Here is a 14,565-nt window from a genome sequence, read left to right on the forward strand (position 1 = left end):
ATGCCACGTATAGCCAATCTGCTCGCTCGTTTCCCGAGAGGTCCGGTCTTCCACGGGGGCTCAGCCAAAGTCGCGTTTCGCGCGCTAGCCGTAAGCGCTGTCGCGTTGCACGCCTTGGCTGCCCACGCACAGCTTGCCGAGCCCACCGAACTCGTCGATCAGCAGCACTGCATGTTCTGTCATACGTCGGACGCACCTTTTCTCGCCCCCTCGTTTCACCAGATCGCCGAGCGCTATCGCGACAAGCCCAACGCCAACATCCTGCTCGAAGACAAGCTCAGGCACGGCGGCAAGGCGCACTGGGGCGATATGTCGATGCCTCTGCCAGAAGATCGCGGCGGACCGTTATCGGCCCAGGATGCGCAGACGCTCGTTCAGTGGGTCCTGCGCCAGTAATCGCAACATCGTTCTCCGTAACCTAGCGAAGGGGCATCGCCATGCGCGTCACCGTTCATCTCGACAATTTCGACCGGCTCGATCCCAGTGCATACGCGATCGTCTGGATCGACACCGAATCGCAGAAATGGTCGCGCGAGGGGCACGCAGGCGTGAGCGTGCCGGAGTGGGGGCGATACCGCTGCACGCCGGGCGGCACCGTCCTGCTCGCGGGCGAAAATCTGCGCGACGTTTGCCTGCTCGAAGGGCTTTACCTGGCGGCGGCGGACGGCCCATTCGAAGGCGAAGGCGCGCGTGCGCAATGGCTGTCCTCGGTCAACGCCGAACCACTCGAAGGGCGTTGGCAGGTGCAATGCATCGATGAGAGCTTGCCGCACCCTGAGGATGGACTCTTCGCCGACGAGGCTTGACGGGCTTTGCCCGTCGTCGCTCGAACTAGTGATCGCGCTGCGTGGCGGCGCGCTGGTAGTGGGCGTTCGAGGCCGCGTCGGAACCCAGACGGCGTTCTGCCGCGTCGAATGCCGCACGCATGGCCGCTATGGGATCGTCGCCCTCGCAGTGCCCAAGCGGCGCCAGCTCCCGCGAGGTCGAAACGAGATCGAGACGAACGTCGTAGGCCGGCGGCCGATTGCCGGGCGGCAAAGGGTGCAGTTGCTCGATCGCGAGATGACAGCCCGACAGCACGCTGCTGAACCGTTCGAGGCGTAACAACTGGACTCCGGCTTCCGCCTCGAGGGCGGACGAACCGGGGAAGCCCAGATAGACAATTTGCATCCCGAGTCCCATCACTATGCCCCTTCAAAAAACGGCATCGTTGCGGGCCGAAGGCACGTTATCGCCGTCGACCACGCTTGACTACTACACTTCGAACGCGTTCTGGATTTTCAGGTTGATCCACACCATGCCTTCTCGCAGCCCATCCAGCACCGCCTCCCTTTCGCTCTCGAAGACGCGGTGATGCGCGAAGGCGTGGCTGAAACCCTTCGCTTGCGAGCCGTGCGAAACGCTAACCTCGCAACTGAACCCACCGTGCGGCGCCGGCCACGTGACAGCCTGGACGCTCCAGGCGTCCGAATCGATATGGCCATTGAGTGGCATGAGTCCAATCTCCTTGAAGCGTCGTGGACGCAGGCGTAACCGTGAGTGGTGCAGCGAGCGGTCTGCAGTTCAATTCAGCATAAGGTCCGGCGCCCGGTGCCAATTGATACACATCAACCTAGCTTGTGCCGCTCACCGTGGCGCGAACTGATGGTGCTGTCGCGGCTGCCTTGTCCGTCAAAGACTTCGATGGTACGGCAACGAGAACAGGACAGAGGGCGTCGCGCAGGACGTGCGACGCAACGCTGCCGGGCAGCGTCGCTTGGGCGCGGCGGCGCCGTCCCCACAAGCCGATAACGAGGAGATCGGCGGCCCAGCCACGCGCTTCGCGCAGCATCGCACTGGCAACGTCGTCGAGTTGCTCGTGCGTCGCGATTGCCTCCAGCGAGACCCGCGCGCTGGCGGCCCCGATGAGCGCCTCGGCGCGTTCCAGCGCAGCGGCGCAGTCGGCGTCGAGCAGCTGCCGCAGCCGCGGCTCTCGCACAGGCATCGCACGGTCGACGACGTAAATCACCTTCAACTCCACTTCCTCCGGCAGGCAGCCAATCGCGAGTTCCAGCGCAGCGTACGCGCCCGCGCTTCCATCGACAGCAATCAGCGCGCGGGCAAGCGGGGGATCGTCCACAGCGAGCAGCTGCGTGGGCACATAGAGCAACGTGCGGTGCGTCGCGCATGCGATCTCCTCCGGGTCGAGCCGGCAAGCCCAGTGTTGCCCCGGATGGTGCGCAGCGAGTGCCACGAGATCGGCGCCGAAAGATTCGGTTGCGCGCGCAAGAGCGGACGGCGCGCGCGTGTGCAAAGCCGCGAGATCGAGCAGTTGCAGGTCCGGTTCGCGCCTCGCGGCCGCCAATGTGCTCGCGGCGACGCGTAAATTGAGTTCCGCCCGGCGGCGCATCGCCGCGTGCGTGTCCGCGCGCTCAGGCAACCCAAACTTGAGCGCAGGGAACAGAGTGCCAGGATCTGGGATGAGTTCGACGAGCCGCATCGGCGCATTGCGGCTTGCGAAGCGCGAGGCGAACGCCGCCAGCGAAACGAGGCCGCTTCCGCCTTCGGCAGTGACAACGACTCGCCGGAATGGTTTGGACGGGAGTTTCATGTGCGTATCCGGTTCATCTGCGCGAAGGCCACTTGGGCGCAACGCAATTAGCTCAGCATCGCCGCTCTGGACGACTGCGGCACGAGGAGCAGCGGCAGCACCGTATGCCGCGCGACATCGGCGGCAACGCTTGCGTAGCGCCATCTGCCTCCTTCATGGCCGCCGCGCGTGCCGACCACCAGCAAATCGGCCCGCCAGAGCAACGCCGCCTGGATGATCGCGCGAGCAGTCGATTCACCATCGTGCTGGGGCTCGAGGATGGCCGCATCGAAATCTTCGGGATGCTGAGCATCCGCGGGATCACATGCGAGATACCCCACTCTCACCGCCGTGGCCGCCGTTGCCAGCCTTGCCGCTTCCCTTACGGCGCAAGCCGAGGCCGCGCTCGCGTCGCTCGCTACGAAAATACGCCGCGGCGGCGCGGTGCAGTAGCGCGCGGTCGGCGTGGGCAGCAAAAGCACCGGGCAGTCCGTTTTCCCGACTAGCTCGACCGGGTTCGCCGGCGCACCGATCGCGAGGTCTGGCTTCCAGTCGCGTACGGCGCGCACAAGTGCCTCGCTGCGCGCCGTGCTGTCCGGGCCGGCGGCGAGAAATTCACAGTGCGCTTCGATGCCGCGCAGCGCCAGTATTTCTCGGGACGCATCTAGTGTTGCGGCCAGCGTGATCCGGTTGGAAAAGTGCTGCGCGGCCCGCAGGTCCGTATCGGCAAGCGCAGCCGCCGGAGCAAGCCCGGCGAGCCGCACCTGTGCGCCACGTGCGGCCCAGCCCGCCACGTAGTCGAGTAGCGCAGCCACGCGCTCCATCCCGGTAAAGACGACGAAGAGACGCGAATAAGGCGCAACGTGCTGCATCGCGGCGGCAGCGGCAGTCAGTCGTATCATTTTTCGGCTCCCTCCGTTGCTGCGTCTGCGCTGTCGCGCGCCTGGCGCACCAAAAAAGACGGCGCGGAGCCAATGCCCCTGCGCCGAAACGGCGCGCGCCGGGTTTTCGCACGCGGTTCCGACGCGCCATCTCCCCCTCCTGAAGACTCAGGCGCTCACTCGATCTGCAGCCGCTTCTGTTCGGCGGGCGCCTTTTTCGGCAGCGTGAGCGAAAGCACGCCGTCCTGATACTGCGCATTGGCGCTGCTCTCGTCGATATCGCTCGTGAGCGAGAACGTGCGCGCGAAAGAGCCGCTATAACGTTCGCGACGAATCACGCGCTCGCCGTCTTTCTGCTCTGTCTTGCGGTCGACCTTCGCGTGAATCGAAACCACATTCCCGTCGATTTTTACGTCGATGTCCTTCTTGTCCACGCCCGGCAACTCAGCCTTCACCGTGTAGGCCTTCTCGGTCTCCGTGACGTCGAGCTTCATGCTCGAAAGTTCGGTTTCCTCGGCGGCGAGCATGCCGCGCATCGGCCGGAACAGCCCCTGGAAGAGGTCCGAAACAGGCTCCATGGAAAACGGGTCATAACGTGTCAGATTGCTCATTGCATTGCCTCCTTTAGGCCATCGCGGCGCACGAACCCTGCGTTGAGTCGCGCCATATCCAATCTAGGCAGCGACGGCGTTTTCCGGTTGATCTGCCTCAATACCTCCTCGTTCCGACAGCCGCGCGCGCCCTGTTCGCCTCAATAAAATGATTGATTCAAATCAAGCGCGAGAAGTCCTGCGTTCTTAGACTCGAATCACTTTCTCCGCCCCGCAGGGCGGTGTGACCAACCCGTTCGCTGGAGAACGCGATGAGCTACAAGACTGTCATGGTGCACATGGATACGAGCGCGCGCGCCAGTGCGCGACTCTCGCTGGCGCTGAGGCTGGCGCGCACCTTTGGTGCGCATGTGGATGGACTGTTCGCGATGTTCGAGCCGCGCCCGCGCGAGTTTTACGTGATGGCCGGCACCGCCGACTACTACGACACACACCGCAGACTGCGCCATGAACAGCGCGGCGCGATCGAACGGCTCTTTCGCGCGGAACTGGCGCGCGCGCAGGTCGAAGGCGCCTGGATTGCGCCGGAAGGCGACCCGGTCGCAGCGGTCATGCAGCGCAGCCGGACCGCCGACCTGACGATACTCGGGCAAACCAGTCTGGACGATCCGGAATCCTATATTGCGGAACATTTCCCGGAAACTGTCGTGCTGGGAGCGGGCGGCCCCGTGCTGATTTTGCCGTACACCGGCACTTTCGAGTCCATCGGCGAGCGCGTGCTCGTGGCCTGGAACGGCAGCCGCGAGGCCACGCGCGCGGTTCACGACGCGATGCCGTTCATCACGCGAGCGGCCCGCGTGACTATCGTCGCCGCCTCCACGAGCTTTACGCCGGCCGAATCACAGGCGGCGTGCGCCGACCTCGCGGCCATGCTCGCGCGCCACGGCGCGACGACAGTCGACATCACCCGCTTTGACCGTCTTGCGGCTGAATCCACAGGCGACGCGCTGCTCAGTTACGCGGCCGACGGTGACTACGACCTGCTCGTCATGGGCGCGTACGGCCACGCACGGCTCCAGGAGCTGGTCCTCGGCGGCGCCACGCGTTCGGTCCTTGCCACGATGACGCTGCCGGTGCTCATGTCTCACTGACGAACGCAGTCTGCAACCGTGCCGCCACGTCTTTCCCACGTCAGCTTCAACACAGGAGATCCGCCATGTACTCGCGCATTATGATCGCCCTTGACGGCAGCACGACTGCCTCGCACGCCTTCGACGCCGCGATCAGACTCGCGCACGATACGGGTGCCGAGTTGCAGGCGGTTTATGTGATCGACCTGCCGGTCATCGCCTACGACGTGCCGGGCTACGACCCCTCGATCGTGCGAGACGCGTACCTGGAGGAAGGCCGCGTGATTTGCGCGGAAGCCGGGACGCGTATGGCGCATCAAGGCGTGAAAGGCACGACACGTACAGTCGAAGTCGAACTGCCTGCGGAAGACGTCGCGGATTGCATTGAACACGCCGCCGCCGACTGGCATGCCGATCTCATCGTCATGGGCACGCACGGGCGCCGCGGCGTGCGCCGCCTCGTGCTAGGCAGCGTTGCGGAGCGCGTGCTCCGATGCGCGCGCTGCCCTGTGTTACTCGTGCCTGCACGTGCGGTTTCGTCTGGACAGAAAACACCGGCGCAGCACGAGGCACACGTACCCGCGTGACGGAGAACACGAGGGCGAACACAAGAGCAAACCAAATAGCAAACAAGAGGCTGGGCTCCTTTTCCGAACCCAGCCTTCGCCAGCATCGACCACACTTCCACTTCTTACATCGGCGTGAAGACCACCGGGTAGCCGAGATGGTCTTCAATACCTCTCACGCCAGGCACGCGCTGCGCCGAAACGAGAATCGCCTTGCGCTCCTCCTCTGAGTTCACCGTGCCCCAGAAGTGAACGATCCCTTCCTTGACCACGACGCTCTCCGCTTCCATCGCCCAGCGATGGCCGTCCAGCGCGCGCAGCACGTTGCGATGGATGGCCTCGTCCGAAGCAACCGCGGCCGGATCGTGTTCAATGGAGCTCGCCAGCGCACGCACCAGATTCGCTCGACTCACGATGCCTACGAGTTTGCCTTGTGTCAGTACCGGAACCCGTTTGATATGGTGGCGTTCGAGCAGGTCGGCAACCTCGCCCAGGGTCGCCGATGGTGCAACCGAAACGACATTGCACGTCATGACGTCGCTGACCTCGGCGGCGTTTTCCTTGAGGTACTCGCCCGCGAGCTTGCGCGTCGAATGAAGGAACTCACTCAACCAGCTACGCTGCGGCTTGCCGGTTCCCGTTTCCACGCGATGCAGAAGATCGTTTTCGCTGAGAATGCCGACCAAGGCTCCGTTATCGTCGACGACCGGGATGCCGCTAATATGGTGCTCGGCGAGCAGCGTCGCCGCCTCGAGAATTGACGCGTTGGGCCGCACAGTGATGACGTCCCTCGTCATGATGTCCGATGCTTGCATGTGTTCCTCCGTTAAGGGCTAATGCCCCGATGTGAATCAATCTAGAGCTTGCAGCGACGCACGCAGTGACTTGTGTCACACGCGCGTTCACCGTGCACGGCCCGTCCCTACTTCGTTTGAATCTGCGTACATGCGGAAATAGCCGCTGTGAAGCATGACCGCCTCGGAGTGGGTCGCTTCGATCAGGCGAGCGGCGGCCTTTTCGATCGCGGCCCGATGTGCAAGGAACGCGCCGCGCAAATCCGTTTCGCGCAGGGAGGCCGCGCCGAAGTGATCTTCGAGCGCCTCGGCCGTAATCGCGCATTGGATGGGCGTGTCCCCCGCGGTGGCCGGAAAGGTCAGCGCGAGCCGGTTTGCGTCATAGTCAGGCGACCGGTCAGAAAAGGTGATGTTCACGCTGTTCGACTCCTTCGCAGGACCTTTAGTGAATGAGCTAGATCGTCACGTAGCCCTGGAAGGACCAGGGCAACGCCATGTGCAAGACATCCGAGGTAGCGGGCGTGTGGGCTATGCTGCTGCCGTAAAAGCCAGGCGCCCCATCGGCCGAAAAAACCGGCACGAACGAGAGCGAATCGTTGATCGTGATAAGGAAGTCGGGGTTGTAGCATGACGGCGCAAAAATCCTCACCGATTCGAAGAAGTCAGCGCCATCCGCATTGCGCGCCCCTCCTATCGTTTGCGAAGACGTAGGAATGCGCATCTCGTAGTACGCCGGCAACTCGACGGTCTGCTCGCCGCGGGTAATCCGGCTTGCCGGCCGGAAAATCAATGTCGCCCCCGGATACGGCAGGCAGCGCGGCAATTGCGGTATCGGCCCCTCGGGCCCGAGCCGCAGAGGCGGCCACGCCGCGAGCGAAAGGTACAGCTCGGGCGTGTGTTGAGCGAAGTAATCAGCGAGCCAGTTCATTGCTATCTCCTTGCGTCGGACTGTTTGACGTGTCGCCTCAGTCCCCATCTCCATACCAGTTGCGAATTGCGGCCCAGACTTCCTCGGCCGATTCGCAGAAGCGAAAGAGCGCGAGATCGTCAGGGTCGATCATGCCGGCCTCGGCCATTGCGTCGAAGTCGATTATGCTGCGCCACCACGTTTCACCTACGAGGAGCACGGGAAATGGCGCGATCTTGCCCGTTTGCAGAAGTGTGAGGACTTCGAATAATTCGTCGCAGGTACCGTATCCGCCGGGAAAGAACACCGCCGCCTTGGCGCGCTCCAGCAGGTGAAGTTTGCGGATGGCGAAGTAGTGAAAGCGGAAGCACAGGTCCGGTGTCAAATACGGGTTTGGATACTGCTCTCTCGGCAACGTGATGTTCATGCCCACCGTGGGCGCGCCCGCATCGAATGCGCCACGGTTGGCCGCCTCCATGATGCCCGGACCGCCACCCGTCACGACCGTGAGCCTGGGGAGCTTGCCTGTGCCTCGCGCGTGGCCGATCAGCGCGCCCAGCTTGCGCGCCACGTCATAGTAGATGCTGCGCTGAAGCAGTGCTTGCGCCACAAGCAGTTCGCGCTGCGCTTGAGCGCCGGTGTCGACCTGCGCGAGACGGCGCGTGGCTGCGAGACGCCTGCGCGCCCGCGCCGGGCTCGTGACGCGCGTGCTTCCGTAGACGACCACCGTATGAGCGATGCCGAGGTGCTGCAAGCGCTCTTCGGTTTTCCAGTAGTCGAGCTGAAGCCGCACGCCGCACATTTCGGGCCGCCGCAGAAACGCCGCGTCCTCGTCGGCCTGGACGTAACTCTGGCTTTCGATCAGTTGCCGCACACGCGGCGCTAGCCGCAACGCTTGCTCGCCTGCCTGGTGCCGCTCGCGTTGCGACGGCCGCGCTCCGGCATGGTCGACGCGCACGGTGGTGGAAAGCCCCCGGATGTCCATGGCCCGTTACATCTCGATGATGACTTTCAGCGCTTGCGTACTCGCCGCGTGCGAAAACGTCTCGTAGGCCTTGAGCACATCGTCGAACACAAAACGATGCGTAATCAGCCGGCTCGGATCGATCCGCCCGGCGCACACGGTCTTGAGCAGCATGGGTGTGCTGACGGTATCGACGAGACGCGTCGTGATCGCCACGTTGCGGTCCCACAACTTGTCGAGAAAGATCGACGCCGGCACGCCATGCACGCCGATGTTCGCAATCACGCCGCCCGGTGCGACGAGTTGCTCGCACAGTTCGAACGTCGCGGGCACGCCGACGGCCTCCACGGCGCAGTCCACGCCGACACCGTCAGTGAGCTTCATCACTGCTTCGACAGCGTCGGTGGCGCGCGAGTCGATGCACGCCGTAGCGCCGAATTTCTTCGCACATTCCAGGCGGTTGGCGTCCAGGTCGATCATGATGATCTGCGCGGGCGAATAGAACTGGGCGGTCAGCAGCGCCGCGAGTCCGATCGGTCCCGAGCCGACGATGGCGACCGTGCTGCCGGGCTCGACCTTGCCGTTGAGCACTCCGCATTCGAAGCCGGTGGGCAGGATGTCCGAGAGCATCACGAGCGCGGCCTCGTCGAGGCCGGCGGGAATCTTGTAGAGGCTCGTCTGCGCGTGCGGAGTCCGCACATATTCGGCCTGGGTGCCGTCGATGCGGTTGCCGAGGATCCAGCCGCCCGTCTTGCAGTGCGAGTACATGCCGCGGCGGCAGTATGCGCACTGCCCGCAGCTCGAAATGCACGACACGAGCACGTGATCGCCAGCTTTTAGATCCGATACGCCGCTACCCGTTTCGTGCACGATGCCCACGCCTTCGTGGCCGAGAATACGGCCCGGCTCGCAGCTCGGCACGTCGCCCTTGAGAATATGCAGATCGGTCCCGCAGATCGTGGTTTTCGACATCTTGACGATGGCGTCGCCGGGACCCTGCAATGCGGGCATCGGCCGCGTTTCCACCGCAAACTTGCCCGGACCGTTGTAGACCAGTGCTTTCATGTTCTCTCCATAAAGGTTCAGAAACACGCGTGCGCCGTCGCGACCGCCTGCACTTGCAGCGCGAACGCGGCACCGGTTTCATGATGAGCGGCGCCAAGCGTGCGCATTTGACATCGATCAAGCACTTGCCAGCCCCGCAGGCTCAATCGCCAAACGTGCGCGTGTGGTCGTCGTAACTGAACAATCCCGCGTACCGGCCCCAGTCGATCGCGGTCCGCAAGGTCGTTTCGGCGTCGGCGCGATGCAGGTGGTCCTCCAGTTCGAGCTCGAAGCGCGCACGCGGCGCGCGGTGCCCTTCCCGTTCGTCGAGGACCTCGCGAATATGGGCAATGAACGGCACGAACTGCACCACATGCTCGCGAAAAAGCCGTTTGCGCTCGGCGTCGTCTGCGTGCACGAACATGCGCCCCGCCGCCGTGAGCTTGATCGTGTGCTCCTTCAACTCGGCGAACGCCAGCAGATGCAGCGCCGCTGCTACGGGAAAGAGTTCGTCGGGCTTGAGCATCAGCGCCGCGCCCAGCGCCGCCAGCTCCGCGTGGCCATCTTGCGCCGCCGCCGCGAGCGTGTCGACGATACCGACGAGGCGGTGGCTCGAGACAGCCGGCAGCCGCAGCCCAAATGCACCATGAACGGCGCCCTCGCCATTGGCGGATTCGGCAAGGCGAGCCGTCAGGATTCCATACAGCGCGTCCAGGATGGCGCGAAAGGCCGGGTCGAGGCGGTTGCGCGGACGCGGCAACGACACGTTCAGCGTCGCCACGACATGTCCCGGATGGCCGCCCAGCACGTGAATGCGATCGCACATCAGCACCGCCTCCTCGATGTTGTGCGTGACCATGAGCACCGCCTCGATCGGCGTTTGCCGCTGCGTCCAAAGGTCGAGAAAGTCGCTGCGCAGCGTTTCGGCGGTCAGTACGTCGAGCGCAGAAAACGGTTCATCCATGAGCAGTAGCTTCGGCTCGCTCACCAGCGCGCGTGCAAATCCCACACGCTGACGCATGCCGCCCGAGAGTTCGCGCGGAAAAGCGGATTCGAAGCCATCGAGCCCGATCATCTCGATAGCGGACATCGCGCGCTCTCGCACCACGGCGGGCGTGAGCGCCGATGCGTCGAGCCCCAACTCGACGTTGGCGAGCACCGTGAGCCACGGATACAGCGCGAAGGTCTGGAACACGACGGCGATGCCTTCGGCTGGACCCTCGAGCGTCGCGCCCCGGTACAGCACACGGCCGGCCGACGGTCGCGCGAGGCCGGCGGCCACGCGCAAGAGCGTTGACTTGCCCGATCCCGAGCGCCCGAGGAGGCCGAGGATTTCGCCTTCGCGCAGCGTGACGTCGATATCCACGAGTACCGGCAACGGTTCGCCGGAGGGCCGCGCGAACGACATACCCATCTGGGCGAGTTCCAGCACCGGTGCAGCGAGGTCTCGCTGAGACTTGCCGTCGAGCGTCGTTTCGGGGTGTGCGAGAGCGGGCATTGGTGCGTTTTCCATGGCGATGCGTTCAGGCGAGCCGCGTGCGGCGTTCGGCGAAGGCGTAGAGGGGGCGCCATACGAGTCGGTTGGCGGCGACGACCATGATCGACATGACGGCAATGCCGAGGGCGATGCGCGGGTAGTCGCCCCTTGCCGTCATTTCGGCGATATAGGCGCCGAGGCCGCCCGCACTCAGGTTGGTTGTTCCCCAACTGATCGTTTCCGAGACGATGCTGGCGTTCCACGCACCGCCGCTCGCCGTGATGGCTCCGGTCACGTAATACGGAAAGATGCCGGGCAGCAGCACCTGCAACCACCGCGCTCGCCGCCGCAGGCGCAGGCTCGTGGCCGCCTCGCGTAGATCGGTGGGCAAGGCCGTGGCGCCCGCTATCACGTTGAAGAGGATGTACCACTGCGTGCCGAGGATCATCAGCGGGCACAGCCAGATGTCCGGGGCGAGCCTGAAGCGCACGATGCAGAACGCGACCACGGGAAACAGCAAATTCGCTGGGAAGGCGGCGAGAAATTGCGCGGTCGGCTGTATCCAGGCGGCCAGCCGCGGGCGCAACCCCACCGCCACGCCCACCGGCACCCAGATCACGGAGGCAAGTGCAATCAGCACCGCGACTCGCAGCAGCGTGAGCAAACCGTTGCGCGTCGCGTCCACCACGTCGGCCCATGCAAGAGCCGGCGCGGCGAAGCGCAGCACGGACACGGCTGCGGCGGCAACCGCCGCGGCGCACAGCGCGAACCAGAGCACGTCGCCCGCACGCCGCGAAAGCCGTCCGTTTGCCCACGCGAAGCCGCGCCAATGCGCGTCCGGCGACAGCCGCAGGTGTGCGGCGCGCCCGAGCGCTGCGCCCGCCGGCCGGCATGCGTGCTGCATCCACGGCGAACGATGAAACAGGTCGAGCAGCCAGCTGCGCGGGCACGCCTGAGCCGCGGTGTCACCATAGCGAAAGCGGTCGGACCAGGCCACCAGCGGGCGAAACAGCAACTGGTCGTAAAGCACGATCGCGAGGCTCATGGCGAGTATTGCCCAGCCCACCGCAGCCAGATCGCGCTTCATGATTGCCAGCCCCACCCACGACCCTACGCCTGGCAGCGCCACCTGCACGTCGCCAACCGAGATGGCCTCCGAGGCGACCACGAAGAACCAGCCGCCCGACATCGACATCATCGCGTTCCAGATGAGTCCCGGCATCGCGAACGGCACTTCCAGACGCCAGAAGCGCTGCCAGCCCGAGAGGCGAAAGCTGCGGCTCGCTTCGTCCAGATCGGTCGGCACGGTGCGCAGCGCCTGATAGAAGCTGAACGCCATGTTCCACGCCTGGCTCGTGAAGATCGCGAAGATCGAGGCAAGCTCGGCGCCCAGTACGTTGCCCGGAAAGAGTGACATGAAGAACACCACGGTGAACGACAGATAGCCGAGGATGGGCACCGACTGCAGCACGTCGAGCAGCGGAATGAGAATGCGCTCTGCCCGGCGGCTCCGCGCCGCGAGCGTCGCATACGTGAACGTGAAGACGAACGAGGCGACGAGCGCGATCAGCATGCGCATGACGGTGCGCAGCGTGTAACCGGGCAGTGCCGCAGGCGAAAGCGAGATGGCCGGACCATGGCCGCCCGCGAGTGGCCCCGTCATCTGGCGCGCGCCCTCGCCCAGTACGACAATCGTGCCGAGCACCAGAACCACGGCCGCAACGTCGCGCCAGCCCGGCATGCGCGGATACCAGCGTAGTCCTCTCAGTACTTCGGCATGGTGTTCCACTTCGTTCCTCTGTTCACTTGAGCGCGCTTGATCTCGATCCGTTGGTTCGGCGGCACGTCCCGCCCGCTCATGTTTCGAGCACGTATTCGCCCGGAGCCTGGCCGAGCCCGGCCTGCGGCATGCGCGCCGGCACTTCGCCCGTGGAGTGCTCGCGCAGCCAGTCGCGCCAGCAGGTCCACCACGACCCTTCGGTCACGGGCGTATCGCTCATGTACTCATGGCGGCTGCGGTACGGCGCGTCGGGCTCGCGCGTGGCGCACCGGAAGTGACGCCCTGGATGACCCGGCTCGGACACGATGCCGGCGTTGTGCCCGCCCGCCGTGAGCACGAACGTCAGCGCGTTATGCGTGAGCAGATGCAGCTTGTAGACCGAGCGCCACGGCGATACGTGATCGCGCTCGGTACCGACGACGAACATCGGCGCTTCGACGTCCGACAGCGCGATCGGTCGGCCGTCGACGCAATAGCGGCCGGCAGCGAGATCGTTGTCGAGAAAGAGGTGTGTCAGGTATTCGATATGCATGCGGTACGGCATGCGCGTCGTGTCGGCGTTCCACGACATCAGATCGGTGGGCTTCGTGCGCTGGCCAAGCAGGTACTCGCTCATCATGCGCGACCAGATCAGGTCGCGCGCATTCAGCAACTGGAACGCTGCGGACATTTGCGCGCCATCTAGATACCCCTGCCGCCACATCAGCGCATCGAGCGCGGAGAGTTCGCTTGCGTCGATGAACAGTCCGAGTTCGCCGGGCTCGCTGAAGTCGGTGAGCGCGGCAAACAACGTGACGGAGCGCAGCAGGTCCTGCCGGCCGTCGCGCGCCAGCGCGGCCGCACCGATTGCGAGCAGTGTTCCGCCGAGACAATATCCGGCCGCGTGGACCGCCTCGCCGCACCGCGAGCGAACGGCGTCGAGCGCGGCGAAGAAGCCGTCGCGCAGGTAGTCCTCAAGGCCGAGATCGCGCGCCTCGGGGCCGGGGTTGCGCCACGATATCGTGAAAACCGTGTAGCCCTGCTCCACCAGAAAGCGGATGAGCGAGTCGTGCGGTTGCAGGTCCAGGATGTAGTACTTCATGATCCACGACGGCACGACCAGGATCGGCTCGCGAGCGACGTCGGGCGTCATGGGCGCGTACTGCAGCAGCTCGCACAGAGCGTTGCGCCAGACGACCCGGCCCGGCGTCACCGCAACGTCGCGCCCAGGGAGCCAGGACTGTGCCACGTGCTCACGCGTGCCACGCATCGTGTCGGCCATTGCGGTCGCGTCGTCGAGCCAGTTGCGCATGCCCGCAACAAGGTTGGCACCGCAGTTGCGCAACGTGGCCTGCTGCACGACCGGATTGGTCGCGATGAAGTTGCCGGGCGAACACGCGTCGAGCCACTGGCGCGCCGCGAAGGCGGCGAGTTCCGCGTGGTGCCGCTCGACGCCCGGAACGCCGCTGGTAGCGTCGCGCCACCAGCGCTCGACCGCCAGAAACGCGTCGCGATACATCCGGAATGGCCAGTTCGACCACGCGGCGGCCGTAAAACGAGGGTCGGCATGCCCCGCGTACACCGACGTCTCACCCTCATCCGCATCGTCGCCGGCGCAGCGCGACGCGGCAGGAAACACACCCGCCGCATGCCATGCACGCGTCGCAAGCTCGAAGCATTTTCCGGGCGAGACCGCGAGGTGCCCGGCCCAATCGAGTGTCGCTAGCGCGAGCGCCATCGGCGAAAGGCCGAATGTCGCGGCGGCCAAAGCGGCATGGGCTGCCCGGTTCCACTGATCGGCGGGCGTGAGGTCGGGTCGCCTGTGCTCCGCGGCGCGTTCAGGCGCTTCACGGACTGTGAGGCTCGCATGCAGAGGTTCAGCATCGCTAACGACGGAATCGGTCATGATGAGGGAGCCCTTCG

Annotated in this window: 17 protein-coding genes; 4 read left to right on the forward strand and 13 right to left on the reverse strand. The window is 64.9% G+C overall.

The genetic code is table 11. The features are described 5' to 3' along the window. Positions 1-396: a c-type cytochrome gene (locus ACOJB8_RS08740; protein WP_368727542.1), complete on the forward strand. Its 396-nt coding sequence runs from the start codon at positions 1-3 to the stop codon at positions 394-396. A gap of 41 nt (positions 397-437) precedes the next feature. Beyond that, complete coding sequence (locus ACOJB8_RS08745) at positions 438-806, forward strand: DUF3564 family protein (RefSeq protein ID WP_368727543.1); 369 nt, start codon at positions 438-440, stop codon at positions 804-806. Positions 807-831: 25 nt separating this feature from the next. Here ACOJB8_RS08745 and ACOJB8_RS08750 read toward each other — a convergent pair whose 3' ends face one another. The 5 genes from ACOJB8_RS08750 to ACOJB8_RS08770 all read right to left on the reverse strand — a co-directional run bounded on the left by ACOJB8_RS08750 (position 832) and on the right by ACOJB8_RS08770 (position 4,061). Beyond that, positions 832-1,182, reverse strand: a complete 351-nt coding sequence (locus ACOJB8_RS08750; RefSeq protein WP_368727544.1) for a hypothetical protein — start codon at positions 1,180-1,182, stop codon at positions 832-834. 72 nt (positions 1,183-1,254) lie between these two features. Then, positions 1,255-1,494: a UDP-glucose 4-epimerase gene (locus tag ACOJB8_RS08755; RefSeq protein ID WP_475012118.1), complete on the reverse strand. Its 240-nt coding sequence runs from the start codon at positions 1,492-1,494 to the stop codon at positions 1,255-1,257. Between the two features lie 118 nt (positions 1,495-1,612). After that, on the reverse strand, positions 1,613-2,590 hold the full coding sequence (locus tag ACOJB8_RS08760; protein ID WP_368727546.1) for a universal stress protein: 978 nt from the start codon (positions 2,588-2,590) through the stop codon (positions 1,613-1,615). Positions 2,591-2,637: 47 nt separating this feature from the next. Beyond that, positions 2,638-3,471 carry a universal stress protein gene (locus ACOJB8_RS08765; protein ID WP_368727547.1) on the reverse strand — a complete coding sequence of 278 codons (834 nt, stop codon included), beginning with the start codon at positions 3,469-3,471 and terminating at the stop codon, positions 2,638-2,640. A gap of 155 nt (positions 3,472-3,626) precedes the next feature. After that, a complete protein-coding gene (locus ACOJB8_RS08770) occupies positions 3,627-4,061 on the reverse strand; it encodes an Hsp20/alpha crystallin family protein (protein WP_368727548.1) in 435 nt (144 codons plus the stop codon). Positions 4,062-4,312: 251 nt separating this feature from the next. Between ACOJB8_RS08770 and ACOJB8_RS08775 the strand changes: the two genes are divergently transcribed. Further along, complete coding sequence (locus ACOJB8_RS08775) at positions 4,313-5,152, forward strand: universal stress protein (protein ID WP_368727549.1); 840 nt, start codon at positions 4,313-4,315, stop codon at positions 5,150-5,152. A 65-nt stretch (positions 5,153-5,217) separates the two neighbouring features. Further along, a complete protein-coding gene (locus ACOJB8_RS08780; RefSeq protein WP_368727550.1) occupies positions 5,218-5,718 on the forward strand; it encodes a universal stress protein in 501 nt (166 codons plus the stop codon). A gap of 104 nt (positions 5,719-5,822) precedes the next feature. Here the strand turns inward: ACOJB8_RS08780 and ACOJB8_RS08785 are convergent, their stop codons facing one another. From ACOJB8_RS08785 to ACOJB8_RS08820, 8 genes are all read right to left on the reverse strand, one after another. Further along, positions 5,823-6,512 carry a CBS domain-containing protein gene (locus tag ACOJB8_RS08785; protein ID WP_368727551.1) on the reverse strand — a complete coding sequence of 230 codons (690 nt, stop codon included), beginning with the start codon at positions 6,510-6,512 and terminating at the stop codon, positions 5,823-5,825. A gap of 87 nt (positions 6,513-6,599) precedes the next feature. Beyond that, positions 6,600-6,908 (reverse strand): DUF1488 domain-containing protein, encoded by a 309-nt coding sequence (locus tag ACOJB8_RS08790; protein ID WP_368727552.1) that lies wholly within the window; start codon positions 6,906-6,908, stop codon positions 6,600-6,602. A gap of 37 nt (positions 6,909-6,945) precedes the next feature. After that, complete coding sequence (locus tag ACOJB8_RS08795) at positions 6,946-7,419, reverse strand: hypothetical protein (RefSeq protein WP_475012121.1); 474 nt, start codon at positions 7,417-7,419, stop codon at positions 6,946-6,948. Between the two features lie 37 nt (positions 7,420-7,456). Beyond that, entirely contained in the window at positions 7,457-8,383 is a 927-nt protein-coding gene (locus ACOJB8_RS08800) for an LOG family protein (protein WP_475012123.1), read from the reverse strand. A 6-nt stretch (positions 8,384-8,389) separates the two neighbouring features. Next, positions 8,390-9,427: a zinc-dependent alcohol dehydrogenase family protein gene (locus tag ACOJB8_RS08805; RefSeq protein ID WP_368727555.1), complete on the reverse strand. Its 1,038-nt coding sequence runs from the start codon at positions 9,425-9,427 to the stop codon at positions 8,390-8,392. A 142-nt stretch (positions 9,428-9,569) separates the two neighbouring features. Continuing rightward, positions 9,570-10,904, reverse strand: coding sequence for a nitrate/sulfonate/bicarbonate ABC transporter ATP-binding protein (locus tag ACOJB8_RS08810; RefSeq protein ID WP_368727556.1), 1,335 nt, complete (start codon positions 10,902-10,904; stop codon positions 9,570-9,572). Positions 10,905-10,929: 25 nt separating this feature from the next. Further along, a complete protein-coding gene (locus ACOJB8_RS08815; protein WP_368727557.1) occupies positions 10,930-12,672 on the reverse strand; it encodes an ABC transporter permease in 1,743 nt (580 codons plus the stop codon). A gap of 67 nt (positions 12,673-12,739) precedes the next feature. After that, the gene (locus ACOJB8_RS08820; protein WP_475012126.1) at positions 12,740-14,548 is read right to left on the reverse strand and encodes a PHA/PHB synthase family protein; all 1,809 of its coding nucleotides are present in this window, start codon (positions 14,546-14,548) and stop codon (positions 12,740-12,742) included. Between the last annotated feature and the right edge of the window lie 17 nt (positions 14,549-14,565).

It is taken from the genome of Paraburkholderia sp. BR10141 (genome assembly GCF_056155635.1).